Genomic DNA, 20,562 nt, shown 5'->3' with positions numbered 1-20,562 from the left:
TATGTGTAGGAAATATTTGAAAATTTGTGCACTTCAACCCCGGACATAGCGGATTTTTATGCATTTTTGTGCTGGTGCGCGTCGCAGCGCGCCGCGCGTACCGCGTGTCGGGGGTGGTTGTGGTGCGCCAATTAGCTGTATTTCATTCACTCAATTCACAAGCATCCTAGGAGCCACAGTGGCATTCATGAAATCTGCGCGCCTTTTTGCCGCGACCGTAGTTTTAATCGCAGCCGGTGCCGTCCCCGCCAGCGCAAGCACCATCAACACGTACGATACGGACGGTGATGGTATCCCGAACGCATGGGAGATCAGCGGCTATGACGCCGATGGCGACGGCACAGTTGACGTTGACTACCCGGGTATGGGGGCCAACCCGTACCGTAAAGATATTTTTGTTGAGATGGACTACATGCCCGGTGAGCTCGCCACCGAAGCCGACCTTGACCGCATTACCGAGGTGTTTGCCTCCCTGCCGTTACGTAACCCTGACGGTACGCGGGGTGTGAGTATCCACCTGGATGCCGGGCCCGCCCGCAGCGCGAAGTACAACCTGGGCGGCGGGAACGAGATTCCGCATCAGAAGCTTAACGGTATGGGGGACTGGGCGGCACTGAAGAACCGTCATTTCGCCTCGGCCCGTGACGCTGGTTTTCACTACATGATCTGGGGCGACTATTACGGCAATACGAGCTCTTCGGGGCTGGGTTTCACGGGCGCTCGCGGGTTTATTGTGACCGTTGGGCACACCTACTGGCGGGGTGCCAACAGCGATATTCGGGTGGGCACATTCATCCACGAGCTGGGGCATAACTTGGGGCTGCGGCACGGTGGGGCCGATGAGGAGAACTACAAGCCGAACTATCTGAGCATTATGAACTACGAGTACCAGCTCAGCGGCGTGCCGCGCGCCGGGGGTAAGAACTACTTCGGGTATTCAACGCACGAGTACACACCGCTGGATGAGAAGAACCTGGATGAGCGGCGCGGGCTTGGGGCGAACGCCTACGGGTACTTGTATAAGGGTAAACCTGCGCACCGTAACGTGGATTTTAACAAGAACGGCGTGATTGATGCGCAGCCGGTTGCCGCTGATGTGAACGGTAACCGGCGCATGAGCACGCTGCGGGCGAAGAGCGATATGAAGACTCTGCGGTTTGCGGCCAGCGCGACGTCCCAGGGTGTGACGAGTACCCCGCGGACGGACCCCTATGAGGTTGAGGTGGACTATAACGAGGTAACCGCTGAATTCGCGCGGGAACGTGGCCTGCTGCCCTAACTGCTGTAGAGGATAGGCAGCTGAGTGGCGCCCCGGAAGGAATATCTTGGTCTGTACTTCACCAAGGTTTCCTTTCGGGGCGCCGCACGGCTAAGGCGCCTAGTTGCTAGGGTATTTTGCCTTCACCCAGCGCTCAAACACGCCAATGAGCGCATCTGTGAGCTTACCCAGCACCGCCAGCAGCACAATTGCCAGCAGCAGACGGTCGGTGCGCCCGTTGTTCTGCGAATCTGTGAGCAGGTACCCCAAGCCCATGGAGGCCCCCAATAGCTCGGCAGCCACCAGGAACAGCCAGGCCTGCGCTAACGCCAGGCGCAGCCCCGACACCACGGACGGCAGCACGGCGGGCAGCTGGACGGTAGTGAAAAGCTTAACGCCCCGGTATCCGAAGGCGCGTGCGGCCTCTACAAGTTTAGGATCCACGTGCGCCAGTGCCGCCGAGACGGTGGTGTAGACGGGGAAGAACGCGCCGATTGCCACAAGTGTTACTTTAGAGTTTTCGCCGATGCCGATCCACAGCAGCAGCAACGGAACCCAGGCGAGTGAGGGCACGGCGCGTAACGCCCCAATGGTGGGTGCTGCGGCGATGCGCGCGGGCCCCCACAGTCCGATAAGCGCCCCCAGAACCAGCCCCAGCACCGCGCCGATGCTGAACCCGAGTACCACCCGCTGGGTGGAGATTACCAGGTGGGTTGCTAGCTCGCCGCGTTGGGCCAGCTCGGTTCCGGCGGCTATGACGCGGGTGGGGGAGGGCAGCTGCACCGCGGTGAATACCCCGGCGGTGCTCAGCACGTACCACAGCGTGATGAGTGCTGCGGGCAGGATAAGCCCCACATAGTGTTTGGCACCCAGAGGCAGGGCGCGCTTTGGCCGGGGCTGGCCGCGGTGGGAGCTCGCCAATTGGGTGCGCCCGGCAGCGGTGCTGGCAGCTGCCGTGCGGGCTGCGGCGGTTTCTGCGGCTGCGGATTTCGTGTGTTTGGGGGTATCTGAAAGTTCTGGGGCGTTGGAAATTTTGTCGAGGGTTACACTCATGGCTAGCTCACCGTCTTCTTCACGTTCTCAATGGCGGCGCTGTCGGCTTTCTTGGCGTATGTGTCGTCCACGATGCTGCTCAGCGCCTTATCAATGTCTGACTGGTTGGGGACGTCCCCGGATTCGACGAGGATCGGGCCAACACCTTTGAGCACCTGCACCTGCTTGTCCCCTGGGATTGGGTCAATATTCAGGTGGGTTCGTTCCATCACGAGTTTGGCGGTTTCTAACTTAATACCGGACTCGTCGGCGAGAATCTGGGTTGCTTCAGCAGTGTTTTCCAGCGCCCATTTGCGTGCATACTCATACACGTTCACGATGGTTTGCGCCGCGTCCGGGTTGTCTTTGAGGAACTGCTCGGTGGCGTTGAGGAACCCGTACGTATTGAAGTCTAGGTTGCGGTAGAACAGCACGTCGTGGCTTTCGATTTCCGCGCTGGCCATAATCGGGTCGAGCCCGCTCCAGGCGTTGACCTGCCCGTTATCGAGGGCGGTCCGCCCATCGGCGTGCTGCAGGTTCTGGATGGTTACCTCTTTCGCCGCGATGCCTTCCTTCTTGAGCGCTTGGAGCAGCAGGAAGTACGGGTCGGTTCCTTTGGTGACCGCCACCGACTTACCCTTTAAATCTGATACTGCATGAATATTCGAGTTTTTGGTGGTGACCAGCGCCGACCATTCGGGCTGCGAGTACAGGTCAATCACCTTAATGGGTGAGCCGTTCGCGCGGGCCAGCAGCGCGGCAGAACCGGCGGTTGAGCCCACATCAATGTTTCCCGAACGCAGAGCCTCATTGGCTTTGTTTGACCCGGCTGATTTGACCCATTCTAGCTTTTTACCTTTTTCCTGCAGGGCCTTCTCTAGCCACCCTTTCTTTTTAATAACAAGGGAGAGCGGGTTGTAGGTGGCGTAGTCCACGGTCACGGTGTCTTTGCCTTTTGCGGCTCCCGCGCCGGGGGTTCCTGCGCCTTCTCCGGCGCATCCGGCAAGAACGGTGGTGAGGGCGCTGAAGGCCAGCAAGCCCTTAAGAGCTTCGGCTCTGGTGATGGCTGTCATGGGTAATCCTTGGGTGTCTGATGGGGTGAAGAAAACAGTAAATTGTGAATAATTATTCACTAAGAGGGGGCGCGCAGCGGCTCTGGGTGTACGCGGGAGGCTGTGCCCTGCCCTAAGCGGGAACCGGGGTGGTATCGGCTTTTTCCACGCCGAGCTCTGTCAGCAGCTCAGCCCGCAGGGCAGTTAGCTCTTTGCTGGCCCTATCACGCGGGTGAGCGTCGCTAATGGTGACTACACGTGTGATCGTTGCGGGCGCATTGGGCGCGAATTTGCCGAGCACAATCACCCGGTCTGAGAGGTACAGCGCCTCTTCCACATCGTGGGTGACCAGCAGAACCGTGGTCGGGTCTTGCCGGTGAATATCCAGCAGCAAATCCTGCATTTTAATGCGGGTCAGCGCATCCAACGCCCCAAACGGTTCGTCCAGCAGCAGCACCCCGGGTTCACGCGCCAGCGCCCTCGCCAAAGAAACCCTCTGAGCCATTCCTCCGGAGATTTCTTGGGGGCGGTGCGTGGCGTAGTCGGTGAGCCCCACCAGGCGCAGCAGCTCGCGGATGCGCTCCTGCGCTCGTGTCTTTGGGATGCCCTGCGGCAGCCCGAGCGCCACATTATCGGCGACGGTGCGCCAGGGCAGCAGGCGCGGCTCCTGAAAACCGATTGCCACCCGCTGATCAAGCCCGCTCACCGGGGTGTCGCCGATGCGCACCTGCCCGCCCGTAATGCGGTTCAGTCCGGCGGCGGCCCGCAGCAGCGTGGACTTGCCGCACCCTGAGGCACCAATGACCGAAATAATTTCTCCCGCGGCGGCGGTAAAACTCACTTCGCGAAGCACCTCGTGCGTGTTCTTGCCGGACTGTGGGAACGACTGGCTGACGGCGTCGAAAGTGATCGTCTGGGCGTTGGCGGGTAGCTGGGTGTGGTGATTCTGTGTCATGTTACTTCCATCGGTCCTGGCGTTAGCACCCGCTAGGGGTTGCTGCGACGTCGTCGAGCCAGGTCTCTCAGTCGCTCTGGATGGGTTACGCCTATAACCCTAGAGGAGCGTGCCATTGCAGCGAAAACACATGACGTACCGTGACTAACGGTGACTAAATATTGCATGATTCATGCGAAATATTACGGTGCGGAGTCACAAAAATTAATGTTCGTCATATACTGTTCACCCCCATCTGCGAGGGGATACACTCAAAACGCAAGGATTATGAGTCCCGGCGTAAAGCTCTGGCTAGCCGGGCGGCAACCCTCTCCCGTAGCGGGGTGCCCCAGATGATGATCTGGCTTCAAGGAACACGAAGCAAGTACGGCGCGAATGCGCCACCTGCACAACTTGGAACACCAAGAAGGCCACCACCTATAAGGAGGCGGCGCGCGGGGTGCAGGAACACCCTAACATTCGCGAAAGGATACGTAGATGGCTGAGCAGAAGAAGCGCATCGCAGTTAACGCATTCGACATGACCTGTGTGGGTCACCAGAGCTTCGACCTCTGGCGCCACCCCCGCTCCCGGGCTACCGAGTACAACACCATCAAATACTGGACTGACCTGGCACAGATCCTTGAGAAGGGCTTCTTCGACGGCGTATTCCTAGCCGATGTTGTGGGCATCTACGATATTTACAAGAACTCCGCCGCACCTGCTATCGAAGGCGGCGCGCAGGTGCCCGTGAACGATCCGTTCATGCAGATCTCCGCAATGGCCGCCGTAACCGAGCACCTGGGCTTCGGTGTGACCTCAGCCGTCACCTACGAGCAGCCTTACACGCTCGCACGCAAGTACGCTTCCCTTGACCACCTCACCAACGGGCGTGTGGGCTTTAACGTGGTGACCTCATACCTGCCTTCTGCTGCCGAATGTCAGGGCCTTGAAACCCAGATTGAGCACGACACCCGATACGAACTCGCCGAAGAGTTCCTGGACGTCTGCTACAAACTCTGGGAAGGCTCCTGGGAAGACGGCGCGGTCGTCAAGGATCGCGAGAAGGGCATCTACGCCGACCCCGCCAAGGTGCACCCGATTCAGCACAAGGGCAAGTACTTCAGCGTGCCCGGCGCGGGTCTGACCGAACCCAGCCCCCAACGCACCCCCGTGATTTTCCAGGCGGGCGCATCCAGCCGCGGGCAGAAATTCTCCGGCAAGCATGCCGAGGTTGTGTTTATCGGTGCGCTGCGCCCCGATCTGACCCGCATTATTACCGACCGCATTCGTGACCGCGCCGAAGAGAACGGCCGCGGCCGCGACGAAATCAAGGTTTTTGCGATGCTCTCCATCATTGTGGACGAGACCGAAGAGAAGGCGAAGGCAAAGTACGAAGAGTACCGCAAGTACGTGAACCTGGAATCTTCGCAGGCCATTATCGGCGGCTGGTCCGGCGTGGATCTTTCCCAGTTCGACGAGGACGAGGTACTCAACTATGTGAAGACCGAGTCGATTCAGTCCTTCCTCACTCCCTTCACCCTGCAGGCCAAGGATAAGCAGTGGACGCGTAAGGATATTGCCGAGCACTGCACTATCGGCGGTATGGGCGAGGTTATTGTGGGCGACCCGCAGCAGGTGGCCGATGAACTAGAACGCTGGATTGATGAAGGCGGACTGGATGGTATTAACCTGGCATACCACGTTTCACCCGGCTCCTTCGAGGACTTCATCGAGTTCGTGGTTCCTGAGCTGCAAAAGCGTGGACGCTACCGCACCTCCTACGAGGGCGAGACCCTGCGCGAAAGCCTGTTCGGTAAGGGACAGACTAAGGTTGCAGACTCGCACCCGGCCGCGAAGTACCGTGGCGCCTACGTGGGTAAGCCCTCCACGGCAGATACCCCGGCACGCGCTATCGCCAACTAAACCCGCTGCGCCTGCGCGCATGGTTGTAAAATCTTCCCTCCTGGGATGATAAAAAGAGCCTTTATTTGAATAAAGCATTAAAAGGCCGCTTTATTCGAATAAAGGCTCTTTTTCACGCATGTTTAGAATGGGGTGCATGAGCGAAACAACCCTGTACGACCCTCAAGCCCGCTGCCCCTGCACAAGCGGCGAGGTATACGGTGCCTGCTGCGGGCGGTACCTGGGCGAGTTTGCCGCATCCGGAACCCTGAACGCGCCCACACCGCTGGCCCTGATGCGCTCGCGATTTACCGCTTTCGCCCTGCACGATGCGCCCTACCTGCTGGCAAGCTGGCACCCGCATACGCGCCCCGCCGAGTTAACGTTGGATGAAATGTTGCGCTGGTACCGGCTGGATATTCTGGGCTCTTCGGGTGGTCCCTTCGATGCGGCGGGCACGGTCGAGTTCGTGGCGTACTACCGCTCAGTTCCCGGCACGTCCGCCAAAGAACGCGTGAAAGGCACCATGCACGAAAAATCTCGCTTCGAGAAAGTGCACGGCACCTGGTACTACCTGGACGGTGAGGTTGGCTAAGTTCCTCCCGACCGGGCAGTATGGCAGAAATATTCCTCTTATGGTATGTTTTTGCCATGATGTCAGTCGCGGAATATGCCCAGCACGCCGGGGTGAGCCCCCGAAGCGTGCGTGCACGCCTTGAACGAGGATCTTTGAGTGGACAAAAAATCGCCGGGCGGTGGATGGTTTCAGATAACCCGCACGAGCATCACTCCGCACATGGGCGCAAAATCTCGATGTCATCCTTCGATCAACTTGCCGCCTATCTTGACGGTAACAGTGCATCCCTTACCCCCGATGCACGCCGCCGTGCCAAAGAACGTGCACATAACCTCTCCGAACGTGGGGTAGAAGCTCTTAGGCAGTATGCAGTGCGTGCAGATGCGAAACTTCAATTCTATGCTGTGCCTTCTGCTGACCTGCATGACTTGATGGACGAACGAACATTAGCGCTTACGGGTGTCAGCCACGAATATTCGGAAATTTACGGGGCTACCGTAGAAGCATATGTGACTCCCCACAATCTCGAATCCCTGAAATTTATCTACGCACTGCGTGAAGTTCCGGCACAGGATGCCAACGTTATTCTTCGCGTAATCAAAGAGTTACCTAAGATTCGCCCCTTGCATGTTGCAGTTGATCTCCTAATTTCCAAAGACCCGAGAAGCGAGCGGGAAGCGGAACGCCTAGTGAAAGGACTCATAAGCCGTGCCTGATCAGAAAACGGTGAAAATCCCAGCCCAGGGCGCAGAGCTTGAATCCTGACTACATTGTGAGCTTCCTCAATGAAAGCCTCAAAAACTAGTCCTGTGTTTGCTATGTTTATGCCATGAGTGACGTTATCTCGCAGGAATCTTTCGACGAGCTCGCCCTCTATTTCAACGGGGGAGGGCACCTGCTTACCCCGGATGCGCGCCGCATCGCTGCTGAACGCGCCCGCATCCTCTGCGCTTGCGGGCTCGATGCGCTCCGGCAGTATACGCACCGCACAGGGATGATCGTGCACTACTATGTGGCACCCTACGATACGAGTGACCTGCTGCGAACGGGTGCAAATGCGCTCGCGCTCACCGGGGTTCGGCACGAACTTGCGGGGATGAAAACTTCTCTGATCGATGCCTATATTTTACCCAGTGACCTGGCAAAATTTGCCCCGAGTTGGGGCCTGGAACCTGCCCCTCCCGAGCGGGCGAACGTGATTTTGCGTGAGGTTTCCACCCTTCCACGGGTGCTGCGCCTGCATGTGGCGGCAGATGCCCTGCACGCCTATGAGGCTGGCGCCGCTGGCGAGAGTGCCCGAAAAGCAGCCCAGCGCATCCTGGGCGAGCTGTGCAGTTCTTGAAAGCTGCTGTCAGTTTTGGTGTGCACCACCGGGTAAATAGGGGGATTTACCGCGGAAATAATGATTACTCCGCGAACCTGCTTCGGCTTTGAGAAAAGTTTTGGAAATTATGATGAAGACCTATTGCGTGCTTCCCCGGCGGTTTGATACAGTTGAGGAGCTAGCCAGAGTCGCAATAAGTTTATTACAGGGACGAGAACTTATTGTGGGTGTTCTATTGAGGATGCAAAGAATGGATAGCATTGAGAGCTTCCGAAAGCTGATATTGGGCTCCTATTGTGTGATAGGAACAGTTTTACACTCTCACATATCCTAAGTTTCCATTTGATGTCGCACCACTTTGTGATGTGGTGGCCGTAGTATAGCGCTATTAATGCACAGAGCAAGTGTATTGTGGCGTGGTAGCTAGGTGATAGGCATCATCGTAGAGGAAATATACTTTGCTGACAAATATAGAGAGCTTAACTTTTTCTAGCGAACTCATTCTTCAAGTCTTTTAAAGATTAAGCGGCAATTATTTTCTGCTGCAATTTTTAATAGCGGAATGTTTTGGGGAACTGCTGGCTAGGTCTCTATTCTCGACCACCCAAAATGGTCATTAAAAACTCTATAAGTTTCCTTTTGAGGGGGTTGCACCCCTGCAATAAAGGAGGTGGGTTCCAAGCTGTCACCTTTGGAACGTTGTCATCTTGGAACCCAGCCAAAGTTTGATGGAAAACATCAAACTATTGATTAACCACAATCATTCCTGAGGCTATTCAGGAATTCATAAGGAGGATAACCATGGCTAAGGATACCATGTTCATGGAAGAACTGACCGACCAGGAGCTGGAGCAGGTTAACGGCGGCTGTTACAGCAGCTGTGGATACTACGGTGGCAGCTATGGCGGTAGCTACGGTGGCAGCTATGGCGGCAGCAACAGCAGCTACTACGGTGGTAGCTACAGCGGCGGCGGCTACTACTACGCTGCTGTTGGGTATGGCTACTCCTGCTAATAACAAAACATAGACAAGGGGAATACTGAGTGCTAATCAGGGAACTTCTTCCTGAGCTGGATGATGAACAGTTCCAGCAACTGGTGTCGGATGTGTCAGACGTTTCTTTACTCGACCGGTTAGACACCACCTCAGATTCCCCACCTGTTGGGCGGCCGTCAGCTCCAGTGCCTTCAGCACTGGGGCCGACGGCCGAACCTGCTATGTTTTACACGCTTTTTGCGTGGCTTTTTGAGAGTGAATATAAGCGCGTAGTACAGGCTGTTCGTGCCTCACACTATGTTGATAAAGAACACTTCCCAAACATTGTTGGTGGGCTCCTTGATGAGTTCACGGTGCGCCTGGCGAATTTCTATATTCGGCCGTTGGTCGCCCATATTAAGAAAGTTTCCTCTGAAGGGCTGCTGCAAGGGGGCACCCCGGAAGAGCGGTACATAGACTACTGCCGCCGCTGGCCTAAAGATTTCATGGATGGTTTCTATGCTGACTATCCTCTTCTGCGGCGGGTCCACAGTATTATTGTGCACCAATTCCACGCTATAGTGGCGGAGCTTTTTGAGCGAATCCAGGCCCAAGAAAGCGGCATTCGTGAGCTTTTAGGGGCGCAAAATGCTGAGTCCCTCACCCTTGAGTCTCTCACTATGGCGGGTGACTACCATAACGGTGGACGCACCGGCTGCCTGCTGGTGTTTAGTCAGGGGACGGTGGCTTATAAACCACGTAGCGTTGATGGTGAACGGGCGTTCTACAGGATCGTTCAGAAACTTGCGGAACAGGGCGCTCCCCGCATGCGTGCCGCCCGGGTCGTTCAGGGTGAAGACTACGGGTTCATGGAGTTTATTGAGAGAGAAGACGTAGACTTCACGGCCGAAAAATTCTTAGAGTCTTCGGGGCAGCTGTCAGCTCTTTTCTATGCTCTGCTGGGTAAAGATATGCACGAGGAGAACCTCATCCCAACGAGCGAGGGTGCTGTCCCTATTGACCTCGAAACAATACTGCACTGTTCACACCTTCTGAACGATGGTAAAGCAGACATGCCTGACAACAGCGCTTTGTTACATAAAGAACGCGGTATTTGCACCAGCGCTTTACTGCCCACCCGGCTGGTACGTAAAGACCCCTCAAAAGGGTATGTTGATATTGGCTTTATCCGGGGTGAGCAGGGGGCAAACCCCTTCAAAGGTACGGTAGTTGAGCAACCTTTCCGCGATGATGCTATTGTCCGGTCTGTCCGGTATTCTGACCTCGGCGGCCCTCAACAGGGCAACGATCCGGATACCCACACCCTTGAGAAACGGCGCGCCACGGAGGTCGCCCGTGCCCGCGGGTTTGTGTGCGGGTTTGAGCAAATGTACCGGTGGGTGTGTGAGCACCGTGACGCTATGCTGGAGCTGGTACGCAGCGAATGTGCTGCGCTGACTCTTCGGGCCGTGCTGCAGCCTACCATGCAATACGAGCAGCTGGTACGGATGCTCGGCAGCCCCGAGGCGTTATCCTCTAAAAGTGTTTTTGCGACAGTGGCGCTACGTACCGCAGCCTTTGACGACGATCGTTCCCTGGAACTGGTCTTAGCAGAAGTAGAGTCACTGTGGCAGCTCGATATCCCGTTCTTTAAACATCGGGCCGATCGTACCGCGATCATGACACCCGACGGGCAAGAGGTGGGCTTGGGCATTAAAACCAGCGCTCTTGAGGAGACTCTTAACCACATTTCCCACATGGGCGAAGACGACCTTGACGAGCAGCTGAACCAGATCTGGTCTGCTTTTATCTCCCCGTACCCTGCGAATACTCTAGCGGATGAACCGGCAGACATCCGGCAGGGTCGTGGGGGAGAGCGGGAAGAGCGTGAACTCAGCACCGCGATCGCCGACCGGCTGGCGGCTACGGTTCATTCAGGCACCGCCCCGGAGGATCCGTGGACGTGGGTTAGCCCTGTCCCGAGCAGTCAGCAGCATCATCATGGCATTTGGAATACTGATGTTTTGCAGACGGATCTCTACGGCGGCTCAGTGGGTATTGCATTGGCGTTAGCGCAAGCAGCACACGTGCTGGGGCACCAAGAATATGCTGAAACTGCTCACCGCGTATTCGACCCGCTAGCTGAGACTATTCTTTCAGAGGAAAAGCCGCTTAAGCTGCCTGAGTATATACGCGACATGGCTTTTGCCGGTGAACCCGGTATCGCTTTCACTCTTGCTGGTGCCGCCCGCTACCTTGGTGATACGCGGCTAAAAGATGCCGCTCTTGAGCTGGGGAACCAGGTGGCTGCACGTATAGCGAAGGCGGAGCACCCAACCCCCGGCTATCTGAGCGGTCATGTGGGCGCGGCAATTCTTCTGCTGGGGCATGAGCTGGCTACCGACCGTCAGACGCTGCTGGCTGTATTAGACCGGCACGCCCAGGACATTATTGCCGGCCGTATTGATGATGCGTGGTGGGCACAGAGCGGGTTTGCCACCGGCATGAGCTCGTCAATTTTCGCCCTCAGCCGGTGGAGCCAAGACATGCCCTCACCAGAGCGTGCCCGGCAGGCAGTCGCCACTTTGCTGAAGCGCTTGGATGAGCTTGATAACGGGGAATACTGGCAGATGCGGGTACCTATTGGGGAAAGCGCCCACGACGGCACCTGGTGCCACGGTAGCGCGGGTGTCGCCTTAGCCTTAGCGGCTGTGCACTGTTGGCTCCCTGAGCTTTCTAACCGCGCGAGCCTTGACCGTGCGGTCCAGCGTTCCCTGCAGGAGGGAACCAAGCGTAACTTCACCTCTTGCCACGGTGCCCTGGGAACCCTTGACGTCCTTGAATGGGTGGTCTCGCACGTCCCCGATGTGTCCACTGCAGAGGCCGTCCATAATGCCGTCAAGAACGGTTATAACGTTTCCCTGCTGCGTGAGACGCTGAACGATAAATCTGTTCGTTACTCTCTGACTCCTTCTCTGATGGTGGGCACCTCCGGGGTGCTGTCGTGGTTGACTCGCCGGGCAGGGGATACCCGCTTATATACCCCCATAGTTCCTGACTCGGCCGAGGCTCACTAATGGGCAGTGCTCGGGGTTATTTTGGTGTAACGGATAACACTTCTCATTGAGGGTGGAATACTCTGATTTTCCCAGAAAATCTATTGCACCTACCCCGGGGATTTGTTATAGTTGAGTAGCTAACCAGAAACGCAATAGATTTATTACAGGGACGAAAATTTATTGCGGGTATTCTATTGAAGATGCAAAGAATAGGTAGCGTTGAGAGCTTCCGAAAACTGATATTGGGCCCCTAAATTTGATAGGGAAAGTTTTACACTCTCAAGCATCCTAAAGTTTCCACATGACGTAGCGCTACTCTACTGTGTGGCGGCCATGTTGTTGCGCCAAAATAGTGCAGGCAGCATGTACGACGCAGTGTGTGGCGTGATCTGAAATTGGACTTTGCCTTACTGACGAACACATTTACAGCTCTTTAGAATACCTATTTCCGCTACACATTTCTTTAGCGATGGAATGTTGTCAGAGGTGACTGGTTAGTTTATGCATTAAAGCCCCACTGGGGAATTAAAACTTTACAAGTTTCCTTTTTATTTGGGTTACCTAACACCCAGATGAAAAGGAGGTGGGTTCCAATGTGGCGCCTTGGAACGTTGTCATTGCGGAACCCAGCTAGAGTTTGATGGTAAAACATCAAACTGACACCGATAATACTATTCCTGAAATTGGTTCAGGAATACATAAGGAGGATAACCATGCCCAAGGATATCACGCTTCTGGAAGAGATCTCCGATCAGGAACTCGGTCAGGTTAACGGTGGCGGCTCCCACGGTGGCGGCTACTACAGCTCCGTTGGTGGCGGCAGCTACGGTGGCGGCTACTGCGGTGGCGGCTGCGGCGGCTACGGCTACGGCTTTGGCTTCTGGGGCGGCAGCTTCTCCTAAATCCAGAGGATAAGTAAATACGATAGATAAGGAGAATTCAGGTGTTAATCAGGGAACTTCTTCCTGAACTGGATGAGGAACAATTCCAACGCCTAGCATCTTACGTATCTAGCACTTTGTTACTAGAACGGATAGGCACCACCGCATCCGAAGCGCCTGACTCCGATTTTATTGTACGGTTGTCGGCTCCGGTGTCTTCGGCACTGGGGCCGACTGCTGAACCCTCCATGTTCCACGCGCTCATCGCCCAACTGGCGGAGAATGAACGTGGAAACGTCGAACACGCCATCACCTCATCGGGCTACGCTGTAACGTCGCAGATCCCCCGTTTAACCAACCAATTCTTGGATAACCTAACGGCGCGTTTAAACAATTTCTACCTCAGACCACTGGTTGCCCACATTAAAAAGGCCTCTGCGCAGGGGCTATTGCAGGCAGACACACCGGAAGGGCGCTACGAAGACTACTGCCGCCGCTGGCACGAAGAACTAAGCGATGACTTCCACGCAAGCTACCCACTTCTGAACCGTATCCACCAGGTGACGGTGCAGCAATTTCACGCGATGATCGCCGAGATTTTCGAGCGTGTCCGCACCCACGAAAACGATATCCGTGAGCTTTTGAACACCACGGATGCCGCACCACTTCAGCTTGAATCTTTTGGGCTGCCCCGAACTCGTTACGGCGGCGGGCGTGCTGGCTGCCTCCTTAAGTTCACGCAGGGCACAGTGGTCTACAAATCACGCAACGTTGAGGGCGAGCGAGCATTCTGGCAGATCGTTCAAGACCTTACTGAGCAGGGGGCACCCGCTATGCGTGCCGCCCGGGTAGTCCAGGGTGAGGGTTACGGCTTCATGGAGTTTATTAAAGCTGAGGAGGTAGATTTCTCAGGCGAAGACTTCTTAGAAGCCTCCGGCCGGCTAGCGGGTTTGCTCTACGCATTGCAGGGCAAAGATATGCACGCCAAGAACCTGATCCCCCTGGACACCGGGCCCGTGCCAATTGACCTTGAGACGGTGCTTCACCCCATATACATCCTCGCCGACGACACCCCTCAACCGCCTGAAGGCAGCGCCCACCTGCGAAAACTCCGTGGGATTTCCAATAGCGCGTTTCTGCCCACCCGTATTACGCGCCGCGACGCCTCCCTGGGGTACCGTGACGTCGGCTTCCTCCACGGGGAGCAAGGGAATGACCCGTTTAATGAGGTCATTGTTGAGCGTCCCTTCCGGGACGATGCTGCCGCCCGGATGAACCGCGAACCGGCCCCAGCCCCGGAGGAGAACCAAGAAGCGGCAAGCATGGTGGCACTCGTCGGCGACGAATCCAGCGCTGAGGTGCTGGAAGAGCGGCGTCTCTATGAAGCTGCCCGTGCCCGTGCCTTCGCCCGAGGGTTTACGCAGATGCACCAATGGATCTGTGAGCACCGCGAGGCGATGCTTGAGGCGGTTCGCACGAACTTTACCGGGCTGATGCTTCGCGCCCTGCTGCAATCAACCAGGTTTTACACCCAAATCCTTAAGATGCTCAGCAGTCCTGAGGCGCTCGCATCCCAAGAAGTGTTCGCCACGGTAGGGCTGCGCGCCGCCACCCTAAGCCACAACCGCCCCCTGGATATGGTTGCGGCTGAAGCGGAAGCTCTCTGGCGGTTCGACGTACCCTTCTTCATGCACCAGACGGATGGCTCTGACATCGTATCGTTTGAGGGCAAACCGGTGGGGCTCAGCATTAAAGGCAGCGCCCTGGAAGAAACCCTGCGGCATATTGCCGCCCTTGACGAGAATGACCTAGAGGAGCAGCTCCAACAGATCTGGGCCGCCTTCATCTCACCCTACCCGGCGAACACCCTGGCCAATAGCCCGGCAGAATTACTCTCCGCCGGGGAAGACGAACAGCACGAACGGGAGCTTTGCACCGCGATCGCAGACCAGCTGACGGGCACTCTGCGCCTAGGCGGCAGCGAGCAAGACTCCCGGACGTGGCTCGCACCTAACCCCGGGCTCTGGCAGCAGCATATTGGTGCATGGCAAACCACGGTTCTTGGGATAGACCTGTACACCGGGTCGGTCGGGCCTGCGATGGCCCTAGCCCAGGCAGCACACACGCTAGGAAACGCGGAGTACGCTAAGGCTGCGCACCGTGTGTTAGACCCGATAGCGCAGGATGTCTTCGACAAGAGGCTCTTTAGCATTCCCCCGGAGACCTGCGACGGTGTCTCAGGCGGTGAGGCGGGTATCGCGCTCTCACTTGCCAGCGCCGCAGAGTACTTGGACGACCCCCGGCTGAAAGAAGCCGCCATTATGCTTGGCGACCGGGTTGCCGCCCGTATGGAGCAGGTGGAGCATCCGATGCCGGGGTACCTGGATAACCAGGTAGGCGCCGCCACACTACTTCTGGGGTATAACCTCACCACCAACCGCACCGCCCTGCTGGAGGTACTCGAAAAGCACGCCCTGGATATTGTCGCTGGCCGGGTTGAGGAGAACTGGTGGAATGTGAGCGGGTTCGCCTACGGTGTGAGCGGGTCAATTTTTGCTCTGGCCCGCTGGGGGCAGGAGATGCCCACACCTGGGCGCGCTCAACATGCTGTGAAGATTCTCCTGCAGCGGCTGAACAGTTTCAGGTGCGCGGAAGGCTGGCGGGCCCAGCTCTCCGAACGCAGCGGCACTGGCGACGCGCACACCGGCGGCACATGGTGCTCTGGCTCTGCGGGTATCGCTCTTGCACTCGCAGCCGTACACGTGTGGATGCCGGAGTTCTCCCCGCGTACTGAGCTCGACCGGGCGGTGCAGTACGCGTTCCGTACCGGAACTAGGAGTAACTTGACGTTGTGCCACGGGGATTTAGGAACCCTGGAGGTGCTCAACTGGATTATTGCTCGCGTTCCCGATGTGCCCGGTGCCGAGGATATCCGTGCAGCCGTCAAAAACGGGTACGGCCCCTCAGTTATTCGCGCGACACTTGACGATAAGTCTTCACGGTACTCACTGACCCCGTCACTGCTGGTGGGTACCTCCGGGGTACTGTCGTGGCTGGCTCACCGTTTAGGGGGAGGGCGTTTATACACCCCCGTCATTCCTGACGTGAGTGAGGACCGGTAAAATATGGGGTTTCCAGCGGTTCTCCAAGCGGCTGCTACTGAGTGCGGGCTAGGTGTCGGCGCGTCCGTATTGCAGCATTACGGGCGGTATCAGACGATATCTGATCTGCGCCTCATTGCCGAACCCGGGCGTGAAGGCCTGAGTATGCTCCAAGTGCGCAACCTTCTCATGGTAGAAGGCATGGACGTCGGGGCGTATAAAGCTAACTCGCTGGAACAGCTGCGCGATATCGGCAAGCCAGCTATTCTGCACTGGAACAACTCCCACTATGTGGTGCTGGTACGCATCCGTAAAGACCGCGTACATATTATGGACCCCGCAACGGGGATGAAAGTTATCCCCCTTCAGGAAGCTGAAGGCTCATTCTCCGGTAGCGTGCTGGTTCCCACCCCCCGGAAAGACTTTAAAAAGAAATCCCGAAAAGTCTTCCAAGACTGGCAGCTGAACACGTTCTTCACGAAAAAGATGTTCGCCCAGTACGCGGTTTTCGTGGTGCTGCTGGTGATTACCTACAGTGTCACGTTCGCCGTGCCGGTGGTGATCCAAAGCGTGGTGGACGCCCAACTCAGAGGCCATGAGGATGCCATCCTCGTCGCAACTATCGGCGTGGTTGTTGGCGTGGCGGGCTACTACCTGGTGTCCATCGCCCGTGCCGCGGCTTTGGCTAGTATCGTCTCGTCCATCGGGTACCAGCTGCTGGGCGGGATGTTCAAAAGGCTGCTGAAGCTGCCGCTGACCTACTTTGCGCTCCGCTCCCCGGGCGATATTCTGTACCGTCTTTCCAGCGTCAATACGCTGCGGAACTTTCTGTCCACGAACCTGACTGAGCTCGTGATTAATATCGGTACGATGATCGTGATTCTCGTCTTCATCGCCCAGCAGTCACGCGAAATCCTCATTATCACCTTCGTGGTACTCGCCGTGCTGATGCTGATCTGGTTCGTGACGGCACGCCCCACCTCCCAGGCGCTCGACGCCGAATATGCGCACGCCTCAGAAGCCCAGGTGGTCGAACTTGATGCCATTAACACTGTGGCATCCATGAAAATGACTGGTTCGGCAAGCTCCACATATGAGACGTGGCGTGAGGCGTACAAACAGTCGCTTGCCTCAATGCGCCGCCGCATGGTGCTGCAGCAGGGTGTGCTTGGTTCCGCAGCTTCCGTGGTGCAGCTGGGCGGGCCGCTGATTCTGCTGCTGGCGTCGCTTCCTCTGGTGAATCAGGGTGTGCTCACGCTCGGGCAGGCTATTGCCACCGAGGGTATTTCTGCCATGCTGTTCTCCTCTATTTCGTCAACGATGTTCGGCATTATGAACATTATTGCCGTGGACCGGGCGGTGGCGCGTATCGTTGATATTCAGCGTTACGACCCTGAGCAGGATGGCGGCACCATCACTAAGCTTGCCAGCAGCGATATTGAGCTTGAGAACGTGAACTTTACTTACCCCGGCGGAACGCAGCCCGTGCTTTCTGAGGTGTCTATTACGGTGCCAGAGGGGCATGACATAGCCCTTGTGGGCTCATCCGGGTCGGGCAAGAGCACGTTGGCTATGCTGCTATGTTCGCTGTACAGCCCGGTGTCCGGCACTATTCGGATGGGCGGGATCAATGTGCAGGATTATTCCTTGGATGCGCTTCGCTCCCACATTGGGTATGTTCCGCAGCAGCTGCAGACAAGGGGCGGCACCCTGTATGAGAACCTCACGGCGGGGCTTGATGATGGCCGAACCCGCGAGGAGATCGAAGCGGATGTGCTGAGCATGGGTATTCTGGATTTTGTGAAGGGTCTGCCCATGGGGTTTGACACGATCATGTCCAGTGATGGTGAGAACTTCTCAGGCGGGCAGCGTCAGCGCATCGCCATTGTGACGGCGCTGCTGCGGCGCCCGCGCATCCTGGTGCTGGATGAGGCAACGAGCGCGTTAGATACCACCACTGAGCGTCAGGTGACGGAGCTGATTGCACGGTATAAGTGCACGAAGGTTGTGGTGGCGCACCGTCTTTCCACTATTCGCAACGCCCAGCGGATTATTGTTTTGGAGGGCGGGTGCATTATCCAGAGCGGAAGCCATGATGAGCTGATCCGGGTCCCTGGCCGCTACCGGGATCTGTACTACCTGGAGGACCCTGAAAGCATCGCACAAGAGATCCGCGCCCATGAGGCACCGCAGACTCAAGGGAAGCCGCAGGCCCAGGAACCCCAGGACGAGCAGCGGGAATACGAAGAAAGCCTGTATGACCATATGGCGTGGGTGGGGGTTGAATCTGCCCCGCGGTTTAGGTGCAGGACCTCATTCTGGAGCAGCGGCTCCAGGTACCGGGAAGCTACTGCGGCCAGGATGCATAAGGCCGCCGATAACTCCCGGTGGCTGGGGTAAGCCTGCCTTCCGGCGAAGAAATCGGTATGTGCAGGAATCTGCGGGGCATGTCAGTGAAACTAACGATACAGCTGCCATGGCATGACGGGTAAAACATGACGGCACATGCTCTCTAAACTATGGTGAACAACCTCTATGGGGGGTATTTCTGTAGCTTGGTCGTGTCTTCATGCAGCTTAGTCGATACCCATCCTGCATAGGTTTGCCGCATGTTAGGCTGTGCATGAGGTGATGTGGTGAAGCTGAGATTATGCGAGGATCCTGCCTATCAGGAACCTGAGGTGAGTATCGTTTATGCCCAGAAGGATGTGCGGGTCACTCGCATCGTCGATTTTGTGGAATCGGTAGAACAGCGGATTAAATGCGAAAACGGAAGCACCGACATCATGGTGAACGCTTCAGATATTTTCTATTGTGAAAGCGTTAAGAAAACAACGTTTGTGCACGTAGCAGGAAATACGTATAGGACCGACCATAGGCTCTACGACCTTGCGGAGAAACTTAAAGATTGTGGATTTGTGCGGGTGAGTAAGTCATGCATTCTCAACATTAACGTTCTTGAGAGTGTTAAACCGCTTTTTAATAGCCGCATGGAAGCCATATTAACAACCGGCGATAGAGTCTATATAAATCGCACATACCTCAAAAACGTCAAACAAGCGTTGAAAGGATACGGTGCATGAGAAAACTTGCTGTTAATATTTGTGCGACCACGGGTATCTCCCTCATTTTATTGGCCGTCATCGGTCTGTTATCAGGTGGAACGTATCTTTACCTTGTGGGAGTTTTCCAAGTCCTTACGACCAATATGATGATTCATGCGGGTATGCTGCTGGTTTCGCGCATGGCACTGAAATATCCCCTGCTGGAGGCGTTTGTCGATATAGCCCTTATTCTCGTCATGATCTGCGGCAGTGGGCTGGCGTTCGGCTGGTTCTCCAGCACACCGCTCTGGATCCTGTGCATTCTGGGAATCGTGATGTATGGCGCCTCAACCGCCCTGAATATTTTACATATGCGCCGGGAGGTTCAGGAAATAAATATGCTCATTGTTCGACGAAAATTTACTTAAAACCACTATCCCTGAAAACAAAATATTATTTTTGCGGTAATTTTTTGCGCCCTAAAACCACTATATTTTGCGGAGTATTTCGTATGCGTCTTGAAAAAATTAATGTTTTATACTGCGTGCTGGCCGTGTATTGTGTATGCTTTATTTTTCGCATATATGAGTATTTTGTGCTTCGTACCGATCAGAGTTTTTGGGGTGAAGCCTTCGTTCATAAGCTGATCGGTATAGGAATTTTAGGGTTGGTGATGCAGTCCTGCTCTCTTGGAGCCCGCAGCATTGGATTTACCCGTGAGCACATAATGCGCCCTATCCTTGCCGGGCTGGGTTTCGGCGCAGTAGTTTTCGCGATTGCCTATGTTGCTGAGATAGCGCTTTTACCGCCCACCGAATTTCGCTCCCTTGACGTTTATGTGAGCACTTACGCGGTCAGCAGCAATACGGGGCATCAGACAGCGCTCATATTCTTTGTGATCTGCCTGGCGGGGAACGTGATCAACGTGGTCATGGAAGAAGGAGTTTTTCGCGGGCTTTTTCAGAAACTTCTGGGATTCCGTTACTCGTTTATGGGTGCTGCAGTCATTTCTTCGGCGCTCTTTGGCCTGTGGCATGTGATCGCTCCTGTACGGAACTATACGGACGGAACCTCAAGCTTGGGCGGAGCGGTCATGAATGCTCTGATCCTGATGCTGACATCAGCCGTGGTCGGATTTAAATTTGCACTGATGACGCGCCTAACGGGCAGCCTCTATATGGCGATGGCAAACCACTGTGCAAATAATGTGATCGTGAATCTTGTGCATGTAACGTCGGTTTCCGGGGAGGATACGCTGATGTTCGTGCGGATCTCCATAGCGCAAGGGCTATCATTTATCGTGGTTGCAGTATGGTACCTGGTGGCTTCACGCCGCGGGAGTCTTCCTGCGGCAGGGATTGAGGGGGCGCCCGCGTCACATCCGCAGCCGTGAAATTTCTGACGTTTTCGAGCGCATATC

Annotated in this window: 16 protein-coding genes and 2 riboswitches; of the genes, 13 read left to right on the top strand and 3 right to left on the bottom strand. The window is 56.1% G+C overall.

Annotation, left to right across the window (positions count from 1 at the left end):
• Positions 1 to 187: 187 nt before the first annotated feature.
• Positions 188 to 1,279, top strand: a complete 1,092-nt coding sequence (locus tag D8M23_RS07340; protein WP_238693829.1) for a C4-dicarboxylate ABC transporter substrate-binding protein — start codon at positions 188 to 190, stop codon at positions 1,277 to 1,279.
• Positions 1,280 to 1,378: 99 nt separating this feature from the next.
• On the opposite strand, the gene D8M23_RS07335 is transcribed toward D8M23_RS07340, so the two are convergent.
• From D8M23_RS07335 to D8M23_RS07325, 3 genes are all read right to left on the bottom strand, one after another.
• A complete protein-coding gene (locus D8M23_RS07335; protein ID WP_023133601.1) occupies positions 1,379 to 2,311 on the bottom strand; it encodes an ABC transporter permease in 933 nt (310 codons plus the stop codon).
• A 2-nt stretch (positions 2,312 to 2,313) separates the two neighbouring features.
• Positions 2,314 to 3,363 (bottom strand): aliphatic sulfonate ABC transporter substrate-binding protein, encoded by a 1,050-nt coding sequence (locus tag D8M23_RS07330; protein WP_126854253.1) that lies wholly within the window; start codon positions 3,361 to 3,363, stop codon positions 2,314 to 2,316.
• A 112-nt stretch (positions 3,364 to 3,475) separates the two neighbouring features.
• On the bottom strand, positions 3,476 to 4,297 hold the full coding sequence (locus D8M23_RS07325) for an ABC transporter ATP-binding protein (RefSeq protein ID WP_126854252.1): 822 nt from the start codon (positions 4,295 to 4,297) through the stop codon (positions 3,476 to 3,478).
• A 4-nt stretch (positions 4,298 to 4,301) separates the two neighbouring features.
• Positions 4,302 to 4,384, bottom strand: a riboswitch (SAM riboswitch).
• 176 nt (positions 4,385 to 4,560) lie between these two features.
• Positions 4,561 to 4,670: riboswitch (SAM riboswitch) on the top strand.
• 104 nt (positions 4,671 to 4,774) lie between these two features.
• Between D8M23_RS07325 and D8M23_RS07320 the strand changes: the two genes are divergently transcribed.
• From D8M23_RS07320 to D8M23_RS07265, 12 genes are all read left to right on the top strand, one after another.
• Positions 4,775 to 6,202, top strand: a complete 1,428-nt coding sequence (locus D8M23_RS07320; protein ID WP_004006498.1) for an LLM class flavin-dependent oxidoreductase — start codon at positions 4,775 to 4,777, stop codon at positions 6,200 to 6,202.
• A gap of 136 nt (positions 6,203 to 6,338) precedes the next feature.
• Positions 6,339 to 6,776 carry a YchJ family protein gene (locus D8M23_RS07315; RefSeq protein WP_274543021.1) on the top strand — a complete coding sequence of 146 codons (438 nt, stop codon included), beginning with the start codon at positions 6,339 to 6,341 and terminating at the stop codon, positions 6,774 to 6,776.
• A gap of 56 nt (positions 6,777 to 6,832) precedes the next feature.
• Positions 6,833 to 7,474 (top strand): hypothetical protein, encoded by a 642-nt coding sequence (locus D8M23_RS07310; RefSeq protein ID WP_238693805.1) that lies wholly within the window; start codon positions 6,833 to 6,835, stop codon positions 7,472 to 7,474.
• 113 nt (positions 7,475 to 7,587) lie between these two features.
• Positions 7,588 to 8,100 carry a hypothetical protein gene (locus D8M23_RS07305; RefSeq protein WP_126854249.1) on the top strand — a complete coding sequence of 171 codons (513 nt, stop codon included), beginning with the start codon at positions 7,588 to 7,590 and terminating at the stop codon, positions 8,098 to 8,100.
• 783 nt (positions 8,101 to 8,883) lie between these two features.
• Positions 8,884 to 9,096 (top strand): bacteriocin, encoded by a 213-nt coding sequence (locus D8M23_RS07300; protein ID WP_006888586.1) that lies wholly within the window; start codon positions 8,884 to 8,886, stop codon positions 9,094 to 9,096.
• Positions 9,097 to 9,125: 29 nt separating this feature from the next.
• Positions 9,126 to 12,134: a type 2 lanthipeptide synthetase LanM gene (gene lanM, locus D8M23_RS07295; protein ID WP_126854248.1), complete on the top strand. Its 3,009-nt coding sequence runs from the start codon at positions 9,126 to 9,128 to the stop codon at positions 12,132 to 12,134.
• 695 nt (positions 12,135 to 12,829) lie between these two features.
• On the top strand, positions 12,830 to 13,018 hold the full coding sequence (locus D8M23_RS07290) for a hypothetical protein (protein WP_006888468.1): 189 nt from the start codon (positions 12,830 to 12,832) through the stop codon (positions 13,016 to 13,018).
• 41 nt (positions 13,019 to 13,059) lie between these two features.
• Positions 13,060 to 16,119 carry a type 2 lanthipeptide synthetase LanM gene (lanM, locus tag D8M23_RS07285; RefSeq protein ID WP_126854247.1) on the top strand — a complete coding sequence of 1,020 codons (3,060 nt, stop codon included), beginning with the start codon at positions 13,060 to 13,062 and terminating at the stop codon, positions 16,117 to 16,119.
• Positions 16,120 to 16,122: 3 nt separating this feature from the next.
• Positions 16,123 to 18,498, top strand: coding sequence for a peptidase domain-containing ABC transporter (locus tag D8M23_RS07280; protein WP_126854246.1), 2,376 nt, complete (start codon positions 16,123 to 16,125; stop codon positions 18,496 to 18,498).
• Positions 18,499 to 18,779: 281 nt separating this feature from the next.
• The gene (locus D8M23_RS07275; protein WP_238693804.1) at positions 18,780 to 19,181 is read left to right on the top strand and encodes a LytTR family DNA-binding domain-containing protein; all 402 of its coding nucleotides are present in this window, start codon (positions 18,780 to 18,782) and stop codon (positions 19,179 to 19,181) included.
• Positions 19,178 to 19,570 (top strand): hypothetical protein, encoded by a 393-nt coding sequence (locus D8M23_RS07270; RefSeq protein WP_126854244.1) that lies wholly within the window; start codon positions 19,178 to 19,180, stop codon positions 19,568 to 19,570. The genes D8M23_RS07275 and D8M23_RS07270 overlap by 4 nt, the downstream gene beginning before the upstream one ends.
• A 167-nt stretch (positions 19,571 to 19,737) precedes the next feature.
• On the top strand, positions 19,738 to 20,535 hold the full coding sequence (locus D8M23_RS07265) for a CPBP family intramembrane glutamic endopeptidase (protein WP_238693803.1): 798 nt from the start codon (positions 19,738 to 19,740) through the stop codon (positions 20,533 to 20,535).
• The last annotated feature ends 27 nt before the right edge of the window (positions 20,536 to 20,562 follow it).

Origin of the sequence: Rothia sp. HSID18067, from assembly GCF_003989445.1 — a bacterium.
GTDB classification, from domain to species: domain Bacteria; phylum Actinomycetota; class Actinomycetes; order Actinomycetales; family Micrococcaceae; genus Rothia; species Rothia aeria.
The sequence above is the reverse complement of the archived record's forward strand: the minus strand, read 5'-3'. Positions and strand labels throughout refer to the sequence as shown.

Bases quoted from the DNA above. Each gene is read 5' to 3' on its own strand.
- D8M23_RS07340 (WP_238693829.1), top strand. From the start codon at position 188: ATGAAATCTGCGCGCCTTTTTGCCGCGACCGTAGTTTTAATCGCAGCC.
- D8M23_RS07335 (WP_023133601.1), bottom strand. From the start codon at position 2,311: ATGAGTGTAACCCTCGACAAAATTTCCAACGCCCCAGAACTTTCAGAT.
- D8M23_RS07330 (WP_126854253.1), bottom strand. From the start codon at position 3,363: ATGACAGCCATCACCAGAGCCGAAGCTCTTAAGGGCTTGCTGGCCTTC.
- D8M23_RS07325 (WP_126854252.1), bottom strand. From the start codon at position 4,297: ATGACACAGAATCACCACACCCAGCTACCCGCCAACGCCCAGACGATC.
- D8M23_RS07320 (WP_004006498.1), top strand. From the start codon at position 4,775: ATGGCTGAGCAGAAGAAGCGCATCGCAGTTAACGCATTCGACATGACC.
- D8M23_RS07315 (WP_274543021.1), top strand. From the start codon at position 6,339: ATGAGCGAAACAACCCTGTACGACCCTCAAGCCCGCTGCCCCTGCACA.
- D8M23_RS07310 (WP_238693805.1), top strand. From the start codon at position 6,833: ATGATGTCAGTCGCGGAATATGCCCAGCACGCCGGGGTGAGCCCCCGA.
- D8M23_RS07305 (WP_126854249.1), top strand. From the start codon at position 7,588: ATGAGTGACGTTATCTCGCAGGAATCTTTCGACGAGCTCGCCCTCTAT.
- D8M23_RS07300 (WP_006888586.1), top strand. From the start codon at position 8,884: ATGGCTAAGGATACCATGTTCATGGAAGAACTGACCGACCAGGAGCTG.
- D8M23_RS07290 (WP_006888468.1), top strand. From the start codon at position 12,830: ATGCCCAAGGATATCACGCTTCTGGAAGAGATCTCCGATCAGGAACTC.
- D8M23_RS07280 (WP_126854246.1), top strand. From the start codon at position 16,123: ATGGGGTTTCCAGCGGTTCTCCAAGCGGCTGCTACTGAGTGCGGGCTA.
- D8M23_RS07270 (WP_126854244.1), top strand. From the start codon at position 19,178: ATGAGAAAACTTGCTGTTAATATTTGTGCGACCACGGGTATCTCCCTC.